Consider the following 18,631-nt stretch of genomic DNA (forward strand, 5'->3'; position numbering starts at 1 on the left):
GATTTTATGATCTGACAAAGGTTTAGATTTGTCCTCCTTGTCAATGATATCTTTTATTGCCTCTCGGACTGTTTCTGCCGAAATATCGGAACCTTCATCGGTCATGTAAGCATTAGTAAAAAAGAATCGAAAGGGGAGGAGTCCGCGTGGGGTTTCCACATATTTCCCCGCTACAGCACGTGCCACTGTTGATTCATGCAAGCCTAAATTATCTGCCACCGTTTTCATGGTGAGAGGGACCAGTTGCCCATCCGGATTTTGGAAAAAGGCATGTTGTTGCTGGGCCAAGAATTGGGCGATCCGATCGATGGTTGTATTTCTATGATGAATATTTCGTAGCAGCCACTTCGCAGAAATCACGCGCTGTCGAATAAAATCTCTTGTAGCATCAGATAGGCTTTCGTCCTCAAGCATTTTCATGTAGCGCTTATTGAGGCGAATGGGTGGCAGAAAATCTGAGGTGACCACGATATCCAGCTTGCCATCTTCTTCTTTAATCATCGCATCAGGAACAATCGTTTGAGCGATCTCACCTGAAAAAGACGCACCGGGGTGTAAATCCAATTTAGAAATATCTTTATCGATAGCCTTCTGAATATCTTCGATTGAACAATTTAAATGTTTTTTTATGATGGGTAGTCGATTATGGAGGAGATCTTCATAGCAATCTTCAATGATTTTATACGCTAGGCTATGTTCTTTTTTTTGACAGCGAAGCTGAATGAGAAAAGATTCTTGTAAGTCGCTTGCTCCGACACCAAAAGGATCGAATGTTTGGATGGTTTTTAAAACGCGTTGAAGTTCTTTCACTGAAAAATCATTTAACACAGCAATTTCAGTTAAAGATGTTTGAAGAAATCCTCGTTCATCAAAATTCCCAATGATCGATTCTGCTATTTGAATGTCTTTAGGATTGGCAAAGGTTTCTTGAGCGATAGTCATCAAATGTTCAAATAATGAAACATGTGCCTGGATGGAATTTAATTGGAAGTTTTTTTGCTTTTCTTCTTCTTCTGTGCGTTTTGTGTAATAATTTCCGCTTTCCGCAAAATGATCCCGAAAATCTTCATCGATTTGCTTCAGAATTTCAAAATCTTGTTCATCAAAAAGTAATTCTTTCTCAGGGGGTTGTTCTTCGTCAAGATCAGCTTCAGAATTGTCCTCTTCCAAGCGGGTCAGATCTTGATCTTCCTCGGGGTAATCTTGGATAGATTCCAAAATCGGATTTTGTTCGAGTTCTGTCTCAATACGATCAACTAACTCCATGAGAGGCATTTGCAGCAAATGAATAGCCTGCTGCATTTGCGGAGACATGATCATGCGCTGGGTTTGCTTGAGAGATTGCTGCATTTTCGCTTGTTGTTGGAGCGATAGAGGATAAACCATGGAAAAAAGGCTCCTTTAAAAATAAGCTACAAATTATTTCTATTTCATATCTAAGGAGTCTTGACAAGAAAAAAAAATTTACCAATCTAGAAGATATTGAAAAAAATTTAAAAATTCCTGCGAAATTCATTGAACTAAGATTTTCATGGAAAAAAAATTAGAAGCCGAACATGTTCTTTTAATTACCAAAGAACCTTTAATTTTTAAAGGTTTAATGAAAATTTTGGCTAAATATGGATATGCCGTCTTAGTAGCAGAAAGTGAACTTGAAGGGATTAAACTTTTTCAACAGCATCCAGTGGCAGTATTAATTTGCGAACATTCTTTGCCAGATGTCAATGCCGTTACCATTTATCAACAAACATCCCAGCATTCTTCAACAACGGCCTATTTGCTATTGCATGAACAGCAGGACACGTGTGTTTGTGAGCAAATACAAGATGAGCAGCATGCTATTTTGTGGATGTCTCGCCCTTGGAGCGAAGAGACTTTACTGACAGCCCTTCAGGTTTTGTTGAAACAATACAAAACTCAAAGCGAAAATATCCGATTAGGTCGACTTGTTTTCGAGCAACGGGAGGAACTCAAAAGAAATTATACGACATTTAAGAATGAGCTATTGTTGAGTGCTGCTATTCATCAAGAAATGTTAACAAGCCCTATCCCCAATAACATTCCTGGTGTAGAAATTGCCGCCTTAGCTTTGCCTTCTTCAGAAATTGATGGAGATTTTTTGGAATTTTACCTCCCAGCCGAAAAAATTTTTGATTTTGCTTTGGGAGATACCATGGGAAAAGGTGTTCCCGCAGCCTTATTGGGATTGACAGTCAAAACTTTAATCACCCGTTTTGCGATGCCCTTAAGCCATGTGCAAATCTATAAAAAAACAGCTATCTGGAAAGAAGATCTTTTTTCCCCGCATGAAATTCTTGAGCAGGTCGATAAGACAATTGGTCGGCAGCTAAATGGTTTAGAATATTTTGTTAGCTTGTTTTATGGGCGGTTTGATTTGAATGCGCAAACGTTTAATTTCGTAAATACGGGCTTTCCTCCATTTCTTTATTGCCGATCCATGACTAAACAAATTAAAGAATTTGATCAGCGAGGCCCACCTATCGGAGTGATTGAATTTGATCAAGATGACGTGGAAAAAATTGATTTGAGCGTGGGAGATGTTTTTCTGTTCTATTCGGACGGGGTAATCGAAGCGCGTTCTCCAACCGGTGAATTTTTCGGAATTTCACGATTAAAGCAAATTATCCAAAATGCCTTGGAATTACCATCAGAGCAGATTCTGAATCAAATTATCCATGCGCTTCTCGATTTTACACAAAAAAAGAGCTTTGCTGATGATTTGACATGGGTTATTGTCAAAATCAAAGAATTAATTCCACAAAGCCTCAAAAATGTTGGGTCAGCAAAATTTTCATGTGATCTTTCCCAATTACAGGCTGTAAGGGATTTTGTGGGGCGGATTTGCAAGCGGGCACCAGGAGATCATGAAAGATTATCTAGCCAATTGCAGCTTGTTATGAACGAAGTGTTTAGTAATTTAATACAGCACGCTTTTCAAGATTCTTTGCAAAAAGGAAAGGAATCGATTGTGATTGAAGGCTTTTTAGAATCTGATGGAGTGAGATTTGAGGTTTCTGATCGTGGAACTGCCATTGATCCTTCTCAAATCAGTGAGCCTTCTCTTTCAGGAGATAAGGAATCTGGATTTGGATGGTATATGATTCGTGTTCTCACTGATCAGTTAACCTATATTCCAAAGCAAACGGAACAGGGCTGGAATCACCTCCACATTTTTAAACGTTATTTAACAACAGAGGGGCAAATGAACCTTTCACATACGCTACAAGATAATGTTTTAATCATTACTCCTGAAATTGAAAACTTAGATACTAAAAATGCAGCAGATTTTAAACAGCAAGTGATTGAGCTCATTTCAACCTATGAAAATCCCAAAGTGGTGTTTGATTTACACCGATTACAATTTGTGGATAGCTCAGGGCTTGGAAGTTTTCTTTCGATATTGAAAGCATTGAATAAGCAGGGGGGGGATCTCAAACTTTCTTGCTTGAATCGGTCAACACGGGCTACACTGGAAGTTGTTTCTTTGCACAAGATTTTTGAAATTTTTAATAAAAATGAAGAAGCTATAAAGTCTTTTAAATAGAAATTGGATCTTTCTTTTATTGGCTTTTTTCTCCATATTAACCAATGTGATAGACTAATCGATAAAAAAATTCTAAAAACATGAAAGATTTGCTAAAACATCGTCACCAACTCATTGGCCTCGCGGTTGCACTATATCTGATCCCCTTGTTTGTTTTGACTTTTATGAGTTTGCAACATCTTCCTCTTTCAAAAAGTTGGACTTTTTTATCTGTTGGCCTTTTTTTAAGCCTTGCTGGATCTTTATTCCTTTTGTTTGTTTTGAAAGGGTGGGAAGACGCTTTAAAGCTCTATTTTGAAAATATCTATATCGAAAGCCAGAAGGCTCTCATTCCCGAAACTCCGGCAGAAGATTTTGCGATTCTCAAGCAGAAAGTAGAGGAGCTAACTGAGCAAGAAGAGCTTCTTGCTAGAGAACTTTCTCAAAAAGATACAGAGCTAGCTGAGTATCAAAATAGGGAAGAAGAGATTAAGAGATTGGTTCAAATTTCAGAAGATTTTGCTGAATTTCGACTGGAAATGGAGCAGCAAATCGAAGAACGTGAACAGCTCATTCATACATTACGCCAAGAAACACATGAGCAAAAAAATGTTCTTCAAAGTAAAGACGATCGCATTGAAGATTTAGAGAGCCAAGTGAATGATCGCAACTATGAATTGCAAACGCTTTTAAAATTTTCAGAACATCCCCAATTCAAGTCGGAAGTGTTTTCACCCAAAGATTTTAAATCTATTGAGCCTGTTAAAAATTCACCGGCGATTTATTCGATTCAAGAAGAATTGGAAAGAGGTGCACTTGCTTTTCATGATGATACAAAAATTAGCCATGCAGAGGGCGCTTCTCATCAATTAAAGCAATGTATTGAAATCGTTCAAAATATTACTGGTGTGAATCATTTTTCTTCTCAGTCCTCTTTATTTCGTGATCTCCCCGTGAATAGTAATGCTTTAGATTTGCGTCGTTTAGGAGATAGCCTAGGAAGTGAAAATATGGCAGCATTGGCAGTCTATTCCAAAAAAGAGCATAAGCTATTGTATGCAAATCATCAAATCCGACATTTATTAGGCTGGAGTTCAGATAAATTCCTGCAGGATTTTCCTGAAATTGTTCAGGATGGATTGGCGGAATGGAAAACTCAGATTCAAGGATTATCCTCTTCTCATGAAGCCAAAATTCGTTTGGTTATGAAGACTAAGTTTGGTGAAAATCTTTTATTGAATTGTCACTTGGGCTTAATTCCTTCCGGGATTTTTTGCAATCACGTGATTGCCGTCTTCTATCCCTAATCAAAAAATAGAATTCTGCATTTTGTTTTTAGAAAAAATCCATTGATTTGCTATAGGATATTTAGACAAAGACCGACAATGCCAAGTTGCGCTCACAGGGATAAAATATGGATCATCACATTCGAGAATTTTATTCGACGACGTCTGACGATGAATCACCAAAGGGGTGCTTTCATTCTGTTGTTGCATTGCATGATAATCCGAATGCGACTTGGGAAGTTATTTCTGAACAATGCTCAGAACTTTGCAAAGGTTGGTTTGAGCTGTCTCGTTTAAAGCCTGCTGATCGAATTGAATTTATCCGAGATTACTGGCTATCCATGCTCCCTTATCATCCAGGTCTAGACAAATTCTTGATGAAGTTTTTTGGAATGTTGGATGATATAGGTGTTTTCATTGTGCAAAAAAAATACGATGACCCCTATGAGGCTCATCTGGTGTATAGTTTGCGTGGAAATAGTGGTTTTTATCGGGGGCGAAGTGGTATTTCTGAAGCTAATTTGGCTGAGCTTCAAAAAATTTTCCCCAACCAAGCATTACCAGCTGACTATTTAGCTTTTTTGCGCATTCATGATGGATTTAATAAATCCAGTGATTGTACGGGGATTGCGCATTCACAAAAGTTATCCAGTCTCTATGAAGACTTTCAAAATATGCTTTCTCAGCATGAAGAAACGCTCGTGAGTGGTAAGGATACTTATGTCGATCCCAAATCTTTAATTCCTTTTTATGAATCTTTTGGAATGCCTTTTTATCAATGTTTTTGGACGGAATGGTATCCGGAAAATGAAATGGGCAATGTGTATTATTCTGGAATGACCAATTCGATCTCCGATATAACAGGTCCTTTATCAAGCATGGACAATATGGCTTTCTCCACATTTTTAGATTGGTTAATGTTTTATCTTGAACAAGTAGAAGAGCCGGTTGCAGATGAAGGCAAAGGGTCTTCGAAAGCCTGAATTTTTCTTCTCATTTTGTACGTTTAAAAATACGCTCTCTTTTTTTCGAACAAAAATAACTGTTTTTGCATTTTCTCTTTCTCATCTGTATAATTTTCTACTTTATAATCTCATGCAACTGGTATAGTGTTATGTAACTTAATGCTAGCTTTACATGATGATAGGCTCTGTATGCAATGTAAATCGGTTTTTTCAAACGGTAGAAAATTCTACTTGAACCTCATCTGTCTAAGAATATAAATTTTTCAAGTTTTATGTATTTGGTTGAAGACCTTTATAAAAGGCATGCGGACAAGCTTGGCCTTGAGCTTATTGCCGGAAAAACTGGAATGAAAAGATGCATACGAGTGCCAGAAGCACATCGTCCAGGATTAGCCCTTTCTGGATATCTTAAAAGTCATGCCCATAAACGCATTTTAATCTTTGGCAAAGTCGAAATTGAGTATTTATTAGATCTCGATTCCGAATTAAGAATTGCTCGCCTAGAATCTATTTTGACAAAATCTACTCCTGCGGTTATTGTCGCAAGACGCTATCGTCCACCAAAGGAATTGTCGGTTGTTTGCGAAAAATATCAAGTTCCACTTTTTCGTGCTAATATGACAACGATGAATTTGTTAAGTAAATTAACACTTCTCTTGATGGAAGAGTTTGCTTCTAGCATGAGTTGTCATGGGACATTGGTTGAAGTTTTTGGCGTAGGAGTTCTTATTCAAGGCGATTCCTCCGTGGGTAAAAGTGAAGCTGCGTTAGGTTTAATTGAAAGGGGCCACCGTTTAATTTCTGACGACATCGTTAAAGTGAAAAAACGAGAGGGAAGTTACTTGGAAGGTTCAGGTGCTGAATTAACGCGGCACCACATGGAAATTCGAGGAATCGGAATTATCAATGTCGCTAAGTTATACGGAGCTGTTTGTGTCAGATATCAAAAAAGTATTGATATCGTTGTGAAATTGGAGGCCTGGGATGAACAAAATTTTTATGATAGAGTGGGATTAGACGAAAAATATTGTGATATTCTCGATGTAAAGCTTCCTTTTCATATCCTCCCGGTCAAACCCGGACGAGATGTGGTTTTGCTGCTAGAAACGATCGCACTAAATCATCGATTAAAGCGGATGGGATATAATTCGGCCCAAGAGTTCAGTACAAAATTGTATGATGTGATTTCTGAAAAATCAGGAAAAAGGAGTAGAGACCAGTGAAAGAAGTCTTTCAAGTTCATGTGAAAAATTCTATGGGTTTACATACGCGTCCTGCAACTGTCATTGTGAAATTATTACAAAATTGTAAAAGTAGTGTGCATTTTACCTGTAGAAAAGAAACCGTGAATGCAAAAAGTGTTTTAGGTATTTTAATGTTAGCAGCTCCGAAGAATTCGAAAATTATCGTGACCGTTGATGGCGGGGATGCGGAACAAACGAAATTCAAGTTAATCGAGGCTTTTGAAAACAAATTTTGGGAAGCGTGAATGAAGCTAAATGCGAAAGAAGTTCATCTAAGAGGAGCTGCTCTATGTCGAGGAATCGCTATTGGAACACCTTTCTTCTTTACGGTAATAGAAGACGTCCTTCCGGAATTTACGCTTTCTAAACACGAAATTGAGCAAGAAGTTCTCCGCTATACTTGTGCGGTGAATCTCTGCAGAAAAGATATTGAAAAGTTGCAGTCCAAGCTGGAAAAAGAAGGGATTGTAGAAGGAGCTTCAATTCTTGAAGCTCATTTGCAGATTATTCAAGACCCTTTGATTACGACAGAAATTGAAAAAGAAATTCGGAAGACACAGAAAAATTCTGAGCATGTTTTCCAAACCGCTATAAAAAAATATGAGCAAAAATTTAATTCCATTCGCGATCCCATTTTTCGTGAAAGATTTAAAGATATTCAGGACCTTTCTCGAAGAATTTTAGGGTATTTACGGAATTCAGTACGGATCATTTTAACAGAAGTTCCTCCAGGATCTGTTGTTTTTGCACATGAATTGACCACTTCAGATGTCGCAGAAGCGAGGCCTGAAAATATTGTGGCTTTTATAACCGAAGCGGGTGGAGAAACGTCTCATGCCGCGATTGTTGCAAAAGCTAAAGGGATTCCTTTTGTTTCAAACATTAAAATCGATACCTTGGATCCTCGAGTCATCGAACGTGTGATTGTGGATGGTCGCACAGGTGGTATTATTTTAAATCCAAGTTTAGAATCTCAAGAATATTATCAAAATTTATCGACGCAACTTTCGACCCATTTTAGAGTCCTACAGCGAGCCGCAAGTTATGCTCCTGAGACTATCGACGGATATCAGGTTATTTTGTCAGCCAACATTGATACGCCTGAAGAAGTGGATACAGCGAAAAAATATGGCACCAGTGGCGTTGGCCTTTTGCGAACTGAGTATGCTCTTCTGACTCGCGATGGCTTGCCGGATGAAGATTCACAGTTTGCTCTATACCGACAAGTTGTTGATAACATGCCAAATAAAGCGGTTGTTATTCGAACATTTGATGTCGGTGGCGATAAAATGTTGATTAATTTCCCGCAGGACAATGAAGCCCAAACTTTTTTAGGTTGCCGAGCGATTCGTTTTCTTTTGAAAGAAAGAGACATATTTAAGACCCAACTGAGGGCAATTTTGCGAACAAGTGCTTATGGGAGGGTTAAGATTTTGCTTCCGATGATTTCGGCTCTTTCTGAATTAGAAGAAGCTAAGCAAATTCTACGCGAAGTAACCGAAGAGCTCCACCAAGAAGGATATCAAATTCCTCATACAGTTCCTTTAGGGTGTATGATTGAAGTGCCTTCAGCGGCAATTATTGCAGACTTACTCGCGCAACAATGTGACTTTTTATCGATCGGAACGAATGATCTCGTGCAATATTCCATGGCTGTGGACAGAGGAAATCAGCATGTCAATAGTATCTATGCCCAAACCGATCCTAGCGTAATCCGTTTAATCAAATTGATTGCGACAGAGGCGAATCATTATGGAATTCCTGTGACAGTTTGTGGGGAAGTTGCAGCTGATCCCCGTTTTACGCCTTTATTACTAGGATTGGGAATTCATGAATTATCAGTTTCTCCTCGTCACATTCCTGTGATTAAGCATGCGATTCGCAGTACAAGTATCGTGGCTGCAAGTTTACTCGCAGAAACCATTCTTTCCCTTTCAACAGCTCAAGAGATTATGGAATTGCTTGTCAGCGAATACCAAAAAAATGTCCCAGAGGATTGTTTTTACAATTATTAGGCTTCCAAAAATAAGTATGTAGTTTGCGGATTATTTACTTACTCGAAGGTAAAATGATTAAAAACTTTCTGTCTTTTGTAACGATTGATGTTGGATGAACAACTTCGGCTGATCTTATTCTCTAGATTTAATTAATACTCGTTATAGCTTTTATTTTTGCAAATCTTAGACTTTGCCGCGTGCTGGGGAAATCGATAACTTGATTGTTGAAGGGCATTTCTGTGGGCAAAATTTTTGGTGAGCGGGATGAATGATCAGAAAATCCAAATTTAGCTTTTTTACGCTTGAAGAGTGCATAAAATTATTTCAGGATAGCTTTGTAGGGAATATCTACAAATAGAAGAAGGCTTTTGTGCCAGCTGCCAATGATCATATGAAACACAGGTGTTTTTTTTAATAAGTATAGGCTTATCCCGTCTTGCCAAGATAAGCCTAATTGATAAATTAGAAATTCAATCCGAAGCTTTTCAGATCAGGAAATCCTGGTGGTAAGGAAGGGGTGTCTTGTTGCATTTTGCTTAAGGCATCTTCATAAGCTGCTTTAATAAGGTCTTGTAGTCCTTCTACATCTTCAGGATCGACACATTCAGGCTTAATTTTGATGTCTTTCATGGAGTTATCGCCAGATAATGTGATAGTTACCAGGCCATTTCCTGCTGTTCCAGTTACTTCCGTTTCTTTCATCTGGTTTTGCATTTGAGAAAGTTGCTGTTGAAGTAATTTTGCCTGTTTTTTTCTTTTCGAAAAGCCTGTTCCCATGTTTTCTCCTAGATTTAGAATTTAGTAAAAGGTTTTTTTTGGAGTTTTCCCCCCAACTCAACAGCAGCAAATTGTAAACGAGTATCGTAAGCACTTTGATCTTGCTTGGAAATAAGTTGCGCTTCAGGAGTTGGGCGAGAGCCCAATTCAATTGGAGCAGGAAGCTTTTCATGAATGGGTTCAGTTTTTGGTATAAATTCTTTTGGTTTTTGAGCAGCTGAAGTCGCTTTAATCCCCAAATCTTGTAACGAAGGAGAAGGGTCTTCGCTAATTGACACAGCTGGAGTCGGTTTTTGTGCCACTGGCATTGGTTTTGGAGCCACTGGTACGGTAAATTGATTGGTTGTAGCTTGAGGCGTTGTGGGTGGAGGTGCAAAAGATTCGGGACCAGTTGGATTTTTAGCAACAGCCTGTTCTAGTTCTCCTAAACGATGGACTAATACTTCAATAGGAAGGCGCTGATGGCTGCGCATGGCGTGTAAAAGACCTGCTTCAAGAGCAATGCGTGGCGATGGGGCAAAGCGAATTTGACTTTGCAGTTCAACAAAATAATCTAATAAGTTTAAACACTGCTCTTGCGAGTAAAGCTTAGCCGAAAGTTCATAACGGTCCCGTTCATGATCGGAAAGGGCTAGAAAGGGGGCTTGTTTTCCAGATAGTTTAATGAGCAAAAGGGTGCGGAAATGTTCAACCAGTGTTTCACAGAATTGCTGCCAGTCTTTTCCTTCTGTAAAAATATGGTGGGCGATTTCAAATGCCGCAGCAAGGCGTCCTTCTTTACCAGCTTTATCAAAGTCAAATAGGACTTCTTTTGGCATAATGCCTAAAACAGAAGCCACAGATTGGGTACTCATGGCACCATCGTGAAAGACCAAAACTTGATCTAAGAGAGATTCTGCATCCCGAAGTCCTCCTTCGGCTCTTTTCGCAATAATGTGGAGGGCTTCTTCTTGAGCCTCAATCCCCATATCTTGCGTAATGTGGCGTAACTTTTCCACAATTTTTTCAAGAGGAATGCGGTTCAAATTAAAACGTTGGCATCGACTTAAAATGGTGGGAAGAACTTTATGCGGTTCTGTTGTTGCGAAGAAGAATTTAACGTTTAAAGGAGGTTCTTCTAACGTTTTAAGCAAGGCATTGAAAGCTTCTTTTGTTAGCATGTGCACTTCATCGATAATATAAATTTTATATTTTCCCGATGCAGCCGCATATCCCACTGTTTCGTTAATTTGCCGAATGTCATCGATTCCACGGTGGGATGCACCATCAATTTCTAAAACATCTAAAGAATGTCCTGTTGAAATTTCTCGACAGGAAGCGCACTGATTGCATGGCTCATGTTCAGGCGAAGGGGTAAGGCAGTTAAGGGCTTTTGCAAATAAACGAGCTAAAGTTGTTTTCCCTGTTCCGCGTGATCCGCAAAATAAATAGGCATTGGCAAGACGTCCCATCTGAATGGCATTTTTTAGGGTTGTAATAATAGGATCTTGTCCAAGAACTTCTTGAAATCTTTGAGGGCGATACTTTCTTGCCGAAACTTGATAATGGGACATGGTAAACCGATAAAAAAGTGAATGCGAATTTAATATCTAGTGTATCGAATGTCGCATAATTTATGCAAAACTTAATGTCTAATTTTGCATAGAGATTTCTCAGTAATTAGTTTATTATGCTTGTTTTGTATTAAAAAATAGTTTATTGTTTATTGATCAATATTGAGGTTATTAATTATGATTAAGTTGAGTTTATTGCGTCAGGATCAATTTCTATCTACCAACATTAAAGAGGTTGCTGATGCAGTTCAAAAAGATGGAATATGCATAAGTACCAAATTGCAGACCCGAGAGAAAGATGGCTGCTTTTCCGATTTTATAAAGCAAATCTTTGCATGTATCGGCATTAAATTTGAAAGAACTCATACCCCACATGTGGCAAAAAAAATCCAAGCATTCGTGCAAGAGAAAAAGAGTGAATTATTTGAAGGGGATGAGCGCCAGCAAAACATCACGAATTTGACAATTATTTTTCAGCAAATATTTAAAACGGATGGATTGAGCCAAAAAAAAACGGCAAGAAACCAGAAAATTTTAAATGACTGTTTGCGATTACTTCCGCAAGCAGCTCCTACTTCAAGACCTCAAGAGCCACAAGATTCTGAGGAGTCACAGACAACCGAAGATCTTGAAAGTTCCTCAGAGTCTGATGATTCTGAAGATCACCTAAGTTCTCAAGACTCTGAGGCGCTTGATGTTTTCCAGGGTACACAGAATGATTCTCACAATCTACAGGAACGCAAACAAATCGCCATTGCAGCTGCCCTCTCAGAAGATGAAAAAATACAAGCAGACGGAAATGCGTATGTTTTTAATGGAGACGAAATTCGAGAAAGATGCGCACATTGGGGAGCTCTTCTTCGTGCCGGAGAAGTTGGAGTTGTTCAAATTTTAGAAGATCCAAATTTTGTTTCAACGATACGTCATTTTACTGCTCCCATAAAGCATTTTTTTGGAGATCATTTTGATGAAGGTACGATGGCGAGAGCTTTGGGAATGATCAATACTTTTATTGATGAAAAGCAAGAAAAAGCCGACCGAGAAACAGCTGAAATTCTTAGAGCACAAAAGCTTCAACAGGAAAAAGAAGCATTTGCAAAAAAAATTGAAGCAGAGAGCTATTCTTTAAATGACGCCTATGACCAAACAGTCAAATGGGAAAATTGGATTAAGAGTTGTGCTTCTGATAGGATGATTCAATCGAGCCTTCGCATTGAGCCTTTAATTGTTCGATATCTAGCAACTGTTCCATTTGATGAAACAGAAAAATCAAAGATCACTTTAAAGAATTTATTATATCTCTCGATCATTTTAAATTCGGAAGATTTGCTTTTAACCATTATGCATAAAACCGCTTTGTTTTCAGGAAGAACACAAAAATTTATATTTACAAATGTTTTATCGGCAGCGCTCAATCGGGATCATGTCTTTTTTTTAAGAAAGCTAGACGAGATTACAGGACGAAATTTTTTGGCAAAAAATATTTATAATCTCTGGCGATCTTTATTTAATGTTGGTAGTGAAAAGTGCATCGATTATCTGTTGGAGAAAAAGCTACTAAGCTATCAAAAAGAAGGTAAGCAGAGTCATGTCCTTGAGCTTTATGTGGAATCTGATCCAGATCTTACTGGGTTCGACGGAAAAAATATTGCCATCGCCGAAAAGCTGAAAAAAGGTGCTTTTGAAGTGATCAATGTGCCTTTTAAAGTGGATGATGAAGAACAAACTGCGTTAACTTATGCTGTGCAAAAAGGGAATTTCCAACTATTTGCGGACTTTCTCGGATATGAGGGAATGGATTTAATGGCCCATAACCAAGGTCAAAGAGCTTTACGTCTTGCCATTCAAGAAAGAAATGTGAATATAGTGGAAGCACTTCTTAGAAGCGATTCTAAAGAAGTCCTCTGGGAGGAAGCTAAGAACTTAATTCCTGGAGTCATAGCTACAGATACTATTGACATCGCTCTTGATAAGTTTGAACAAGCTTGTCGAGACTAGTTAAGAGCTAACCAGGCATGTTCAATCATGATTTCTAAGTCTGGATAACGGGGGACCCAGCCTAATTTTTGTGCAGCTTTATCGGCATTTGCAACAAGAATCGCTGGGTCTCCTGGCCTACGATCAGCCTCCACAACTCGAACATTAAAACCTGTTACAGTTTCTGCTTTTTCGATGACTTGTCGAACTGAAAAACCTTGTCCATTACCCAGGTTATAAGCATCGGATGGTGCTCCATTAAATAATTGCTGCATGGCTAAAATATGGGCTTCTCCAATATCCGAAACGTGAATGTAATCCCGGATGCATGTCCCATCTGGTGTGGGATAGTCTGTTCCAAAAATAGAGATAAAGCCTTCCGGTTTTTTGAGGCTGCGTAGGACAAGAGGAATGAGGTTTGTTTCTTTTTTCTTAAAATTTTTGATTTCCCCATCAGGATCTCCCCCAGCGGCATTGAAGTAACGCAAGCACGTCGATTTAAGTCCGTATGCCAATTCAAAATCTCGCAACATTTTTTCGACTATCCATTTTGTTTCTCCATATGGATTGATGGGGAGGCATGGATGTTCTTCATTGATAAAAGTTGTTTGTGGAGTGCCAAATATCGCAGCAGAGGAAGAAAAGATAAAAATAGGGATCTGATGCTTATGCATCGCCTCCAGCAAATTTAGGGTATTTGCGACATTATTACGATAGTATAAAGCAGGGGAATGCATCGATTCACCCACATCAATAAGGGCTGCAAAATGCATGACGGCATCGATGGGATAACTGGAGAAAATGAAGTCTAGGCATGCCCTGTCTGCAAGATCGCCTTTAAGAAAGGTTCCTCGTGTAACGGTCAATTGTGTGCCTGTGCTTAAATTATCTAAAACAATTGTGTGATAACCTGCTTGATGCAGCATTTTATTGACGTGTGAACCAATAAATCCAGCACCTCCAACAACCAAGACTGTTTTTAGTCCCATGTGAAGCCTTCTTTGACGCATTTATAACTTTATATTGATTTATACCACATATACTCAACTCTTAACTTGAGCTATTATGTTGTCGAAGATTATTATAAATACAGAATTAATTTTACTTGGCAAAATGTTTAATTATTTTCAATAATGTTGTCTAGTAGAAATAAAGCCGAAATTCATCGGCTAAGGAAAATACATTTCAATGAATGATCAATCTAGTGAGCTTGAGAACTATAACGAGCTCAAATTTTCTCGCGAGCAGGGCTTTTTTGACAAAAATCTTGGCATAAGATTCCTGATCGGCTTAGTGTTTATGATCCCTTTGTTTATGATTCTTCATTTTCGAGAAGTGAGAATCGAAACATTGGACCTCAATCACTATGCCCCTAGCTACATCGTCGCACAAGTCGATACAGACTTTTACAACGAAGAAGCGACCATTCTTCTCAAACAGGAAATGGTTAAAGATTTAGGGAAAATCTATCGCATTTCAGAAAAAGAAATCAATGAAAGACGTTTAGAATTCGAAAACTTTCTCATCTTTAATCAAGACTGGCGCAAATCTGCTCCTGAAAGTTCTTTTGAAGATGTCTATAAAGGCGGTGATAATCTTGTTGAAGCTCTAATCAAGCTTCGCTTGACGGATCCTAGGACGCTCCAAAAAACCAAAGAAAATGAAATCAACGCAGAAAATTATCAGATCTATACTCCTGCGGATTTGTCAGAGCCCGTTAGCCTTCCTCCTCAAATCTGGAAAAAACTTCAAACCATTGCATTGCCTAAAAGTGAATTTCACGATGGAACAATTACATTTTTGATCGAATACTTTCAGGAAAAATTTTGGATTTTAGAAGAGGATATTGCAGCAGAACGAGAGCTGCGCAAGCGCATTCAAGCAAAAGTACCAGATAAATACACCCACATTAGTGCAGGAAGTCGCATTATTGATCAGGGAGAAAAAGTGAATGCACGGCATTTAGCCGTTCTCCAAGCCATGAAAGATGCTTTACGTGAGCAACGTAACCTTTGGAGCCCGCTTACCTTATTGGGAAGCCTTTTGATGACCCTCTTATTAACGGGAATTTCTATCCTCTATTTTCGAGCGAACCATCCCAATATTCTTTCTTCCAATCGAAAGCTTTTCCTTCTTGTAACAGTCATCATTTTAACGTTTGGATTAGCCAAGCTGGCTGAATTCTTCCTGCTAAATACGAAAACCCATTTGATGGAAGCGGTGCGTTATCCGTTGTTTGTTCCATTTGCGGCCATTTTATTGTGTAGTTTGATGAGTCCGGCGGTAGCGACATTTACGAGCGGTTTTTTGGCAGTTGTGCTTGGAATGACTTTGGCGTTCGATCGACAGGGCTTTTTATTGCTTAATTTAATCGCGGCCATTATTGCCGTTTTGAGCACCCATTCTCTTCGTCGGCGAAAAGAAATTTTTGTGGTGTGCGGGAAGGCTTGGTTGGGGTGTGCGATTACCATACTGGCGATGCATCTGTACCAAAGTACGCATTGGAGTACAGGCCTTTTAGCTGATTTATTGAGCACGGCTATCTTTATGCTATTGACGGCTATTTTGGTGGTCGGTCTATTGCCATTACTGGAGTCAGCTTTCCGCATTATGACGGATGTTTCGCTAATGGAATATATGGACCCAAATAATGACCTCTTGCGCCGTTTAACTATTGAAGCACCCGGAACTTATCAACATTCCATTGTGGTGGGGAATTTGGCAGAAGCTGCCGCCCTGGCCATTGGAGCAAATGGGTTATTTTGCCGCGTCAGCACTCTCTATCATGACATTGGAAAGATGGCTACGCCCCAGTATTTTACGGAAAATCAACAAGGTGGAATGAATATTCACCAATTGTTAACCCCACAAGAATCTGCCCAGGTGATCATGGCACACGTTGCAGAAGGGGTGGCGATTGCCCGAAAAGCGGGCCTTCCAGAGCAATTTATCGAAGTGATTAAAGAGCATCATGGAACAACCTTAGTTTATTACTTTTACCGTAAACAGCTTGAAAAAATGGGTGGTGACAAAAGTTTGGTAAATGAAAAAGAATTCCGTTACGCTGGGCCAAAACCACGCAGCAAGGAATCCGCAATTATTATGATTGCTGATACAGTTGAGGCTGCCTCTCGTTCATTGGAGCAAATCAATGAAGAGTCTTTAATGGAACTTGCGAATCGACTTATTCGAGAAAAAGCCGATGATGGACAATTTGATGAATGTTTATTAACGTTTGAAGAATTGGCAAAAGTCAAAGAAACTCTCGTGCATACCTTGGTTGCCTATAGTCATTCTCGCATTAAATATCCTAAACGAGAGGCTCCTAAGGAAGAACACTTATGTTAACCTCATGACAAGCATAAAATTTACGAAAGCTTTTATCACGGGGGCCTCTTCAGGAATTGGGGAGGCTCTTTGCAATCTTTTGGCTAATAAAGGAATCTCATTGTTGCTGACAGGGCGTAATGAGGGACGATTGCAGCATTTGCAGCAAGCTTTACAGCACCAAGTGGAGGTTTCTTTTTTCGTTGCCGATCTTGGAACGCAAGAAGGGCGTCAATTAGCAATAAAGAAAATGCATCAAGAAAAACCTGATTTAGTGGTTAATAATGCAGGTTTTGGTCTTTATGGAGAGGCTTTAACATACGAAACATCAGAGCAAATGGAAATTGTAAATGTGAATCTGCTCGCGCCTTTTGAACTTACTTTAGAAGCTGCGCGAACGCTCATTTCGTCTCGGCAGAGAGGCGTTATTCTAAATGTCTCTTCTGCGGCCGCATTTGAAATTTTTCCTACTTTTACTACCTATACAGCAACAAAAACCTTTATCAATGCCTTCTCCCAATCTTTGGATTTTGAGACACAGCCTTATGGGGTGCGTGTATTCGCGTCGTGTCCTGGAATGGTCAGTACATCTTTTGCTCAGCGGGCCTCAGGAGGGGAGCTTTCTTCTCAGCTTGAAGATGAACGTTTATCCATGACTTCGACATATGCTGCAGAGCAAATTTGGCAGCAAATCGAAAAAGAGAAGATCATTCATATTTTTGATTGGCGTTATCGTGTGGGGATTTTTTTAAGTCATTTCTTTCCACAAAAATGGTTAGCAGGTTATTTAAAAAAACGAATTAGTGCTCGCTTTCCACCTCGTTCTTTCCTTTCCATTCACGAATAAGGCGCCTCTTTGTCACGAAAGGATGTATCAAAATTATCTTTAAATATATAGTAGGGATTTCCTCTTCTCTAATATTATTTGGAGGTCATCAAATGATTGTAGGAATAGCCTATATGATAGGAGCATGTTTATGCTGGGGGCTTGTATTTGTAATTCCCAATCTTTTTCCAGATTTTTCCCCTTTTGAGATAATGCTAGGGCGCTGTTTCTTTTATGGTATGCTTTCTATTGGCATCTTGTTAAGTCTAAAAAGAGATCTGATTTTTTCTCTTAATCGTAGAATTTGGATTGCTGGGGCAATTCTGGCGTTAGTTGGATCACTCATCCATTATTGCAGCCTTGTTTTAAGCATGCGTTATGTGAATTCTACTATTCCTACATTGCTGCTTGGCTTAACACCTGTATGCATGATTTTAATTGACATTCGGAAGACAAAGACAAAAAAGTTAAGGGATTTTTTCGTGCCATGTACGCTCATTTTAGTCGGATTTATCTTTGTTAATATCCCTACATTGGCCTGGGATACGAACGTGAGTATCGAAAATTATGCTTGGGGATTTTTCTGGAGTTTGGTCGCTCTAGCAACATGGATTTGTTTTATTGCGGGGAGTACCAATTTTCTTAAAAGCACTTCTTCGTTAAAAGCAAGCGATTGGATTACTGTATTGGGTGTTGCCACTTTTCTTTGGACCGTTCTCTTATGTACATCCAGCCTCTTCTTTGTTAACACATCGATTAATCATTATTTTATTATGTCGAATGGATTTTTATTAGCAACAGCTCTCCTTGGAGTCTGTTCTTCCTGGCTTGGTTATTACATGTGGAATCAAGCAACTCTGCGTTTGCCTTTGTCTTTAGCTGGTCAACTGAGTGTATTAGAAATAGTATTTGGCTTAGGTTTTATTCATTTAGCTAATTGGAAATTTCCTGAAAACATTGAGATTCTAGGGATAATGACTATTTTATCAGGTATAGTTTTAAATTTATTCATGTTCCAAGAATCCGCATATCAATCTTAATAAATTCTTACGAAATGTAATAATGTTTGATCATTATGATCAATACTGATATGTATTTTGTGATCTAAAAAAAAATCCCACATTTTATCTATTTT

General features: G+C 38.8%; 14 protein-coding genes. 10 read left to right on the top strand and 4 right to left on the bottom strand.

Annotated elements, in window-relative coordinates:
- On the bottom strand, positions 1-1,386 hold a 1,386-nt coding region (rpoN, locus tag AB7E63_RS08725; RefSeq protein WP_428419235.1), incomplete at its 3' end, for an RNA polymerase factor sigma-54.
- A 145-nt stretch (positions 1,387-1,531) separates the two neighbouring features.
- On the opposite strand from rpoN, the gene AB7E63_RS08730 reads away from it, so the two are divergent.
- From AB7E63_RS08730 to ptsP, 6 genes are all read left to right on the top strand, one after another.
- Positions 1,532-3,565, top strand: coding sequence for an anti-sigma factor antagonist (locus tag AB7E63_RS08730; protein ID WP_006341447.1), 2,034 nt, complete (start codon positions 1,532-1,534; stop codon positions 3,563-3,565).
- An 80-nt stretch (positions 3,566-3,645) separates the two neighbouring features.
- On the top strand, positions 3,646-4,851 hold the full coding sequence (locus AB7E63_RS08735; protein ID WP_428419237.1) for a hypothetical protein: 1,206 nt from the start codon (positions 3,646-3,648) through the stop codon (positions 4,849-4,851).
- Between the two features lie 107 nt (positions 4,852-4,958).
- The gene (locus AB7E63_RS08740; RefSeq protein ID WP_006341449.1) at positions 4,959-5,813 is read left to right on the top strand and encodes an SMI1/KNR4 family protein; all 855 of its coding nucleotides are present in this window, start codon (positions 4,959-4,961) and stop codon (positions 5,811-5,813) included.
- A gap of 254 nt (positions 5,814-6,067) precedes the next feature.
- Complete coding sequence (gene hprK, locus AB7E63_RS08745) at positions 6,068-7,018, top strand: HPr(Ser) kinase/phosphatase (RefSeq protein WP_006341450.1); 951 nt, start codon at positions 6,068-6,070, stop codon at positions 7,016-7,018.
- On the top strand, positions 7,015-7,284 hold the full coding sequence (locus tag AB7E63_RS08750) for an HPr family phosphocarrier protein (protein WP_006341451.1): 270 nt from the start codon (positions 7,015-7,017) through the stop codon (positions 7,282-7,284). Before hprK ends, AB7E63_RS08750 begins: the two co-directional genes overlap by 4 nt.
- On the top strand, positions 7,285-9,054 hold the full coding sequence (gene ptsP / locus AB7E63_RS08755; RefSeq protein ID WP_006341452.1) for a phosphoenolpyruvate--protein phosphotransferase: 1,770 nt from the start codon (positions 7,285-7,287) through the stop codon (positions 9,052-9,054). It abuts the gene before it with no gap.
- Positions 9,055-9,498: 444 nt separating this feature from the next.
- On the opposite strand, the gene AB7E63_RS08760 is transcribed toward ptsP, so the two are convergent.
- Together AB7E63_RS08760 and dnaX are read right to left on the bottom strand one after the other, a co-directional pair.
- On the bottom strand, positions 9,499-9,813 hold the full coding sequence (locus tag AB7E63_RS08760) for a YbaB/EbfC family nucleoid-associated protein (protein ID WP_006341453.1): 315 nt from the start codon (positions 9,811-9,813) through the stop codon (positions 9,499-9,501).
- Positions 9,814-9,827: 14 nt separating this feature from the next.
- Positions 9,828-11,366, bottom strand: coding sequence for a DNA polymerase III subunit gamma/tau (gene dnaX, locus AB7E63_RS08765; RefSeq protein WP_006341454.1), 1,539 nt, complete (start codon positions 11,364-11,366; stop codon positions 9,828-9,830).
- 177 nt (positions 11,367-11,543) lie between these two features.
- Between dnaX and AB7E63_RS08770 the strand changes: the two genes are divergently transcribed.
- The gene (locus AB7E63_RS08770) at positions 11,544-13,364 is read left to right on the top strand and encodes an ankyrin repeat domain-containing protein (RefSeq protein ID WP_006341455.1); all 1,821 of its coding nucleotides are present in this window, start codon (positions 11,544-11,546) and stop codon (positions 13,362-13,364) included.
- On the opposite strand, the gene galE is transcribed toward AB7E63_RS08770, so the two are convergent.
- On the bottom strand, positions 13,361-14,332 hold the full coding sequence (galE, locus tag AB7E63_RS08775; protein WP_006341456.1) for a UDP-glucose 4-epimerase GalE: 972 nt from the start codon (positions 14,330-14,332) through the stop codon (positions 13,361-13,363). The genes AB7E63_RS08770 and galE overlap by 4 nt on opposite strands.
- 199 nt (positions 14,333-14,531) lie before the next feature.
- On the opposite strand from galE, the gene AB7E63_RS08780 reads away from it, so the two are divergent.
- The 3 genes from AB7E63_RS08780 to AB7E63_RS08790 all read left to right on the top strand — a co-directional run bounded on the left by AB7E63_RS08780 (position 14,532) and on the right by AB7E63_RS08790 (position 18,536).
- Positions 14,532-16,691: an HD family phosphohydrolase gene (locus AB7E63_RS08780; protein WP_013925555.1), complete on the top strand. Its 2,160-nt coding sequence runs from the start codon at positions 14,532-14,534 to the stop codon at positions 16,689-16,691.
- A 4-nt stretch (positions 16,692-16,695) separates the two neighbouring features.
- Positions 16,696-17,517 (top strand): SDR family NAD(P)-dependent oxidoreductase, encoded by an 822-nt coding sequence (locus AB7E63_RS08785; protein ID WP_006341459.1) that lies wholly within the window; start codon positions 16,696-16,698, stop codon positions 17,515-17,517.
- Between the two features lie 92 nt (positions 17,518-17,609).
- On the top strand, positions 17,610-18,536 hold the full coding sequence (locus tag AB7E63_RS08790) for a DMT family transporter (protein ID WP_006341460.1): 927 nt from the start codon (positions 17,610-17,612) through the stop codon (positions 18,534-18,536).
- Positions 18,537-18,631: the final 95 nt, after the last annotated feature.

The sequence above is a fragment of the Parachlamydia sp. genome (assembly GCF_050255895.1).
GTDB lineage: Bacteria > Chlamydiota > Chlamydiia > Chlamydiales > Parachlamydiaceae > Parachlamydia > Parachlamydia acanthamoebae.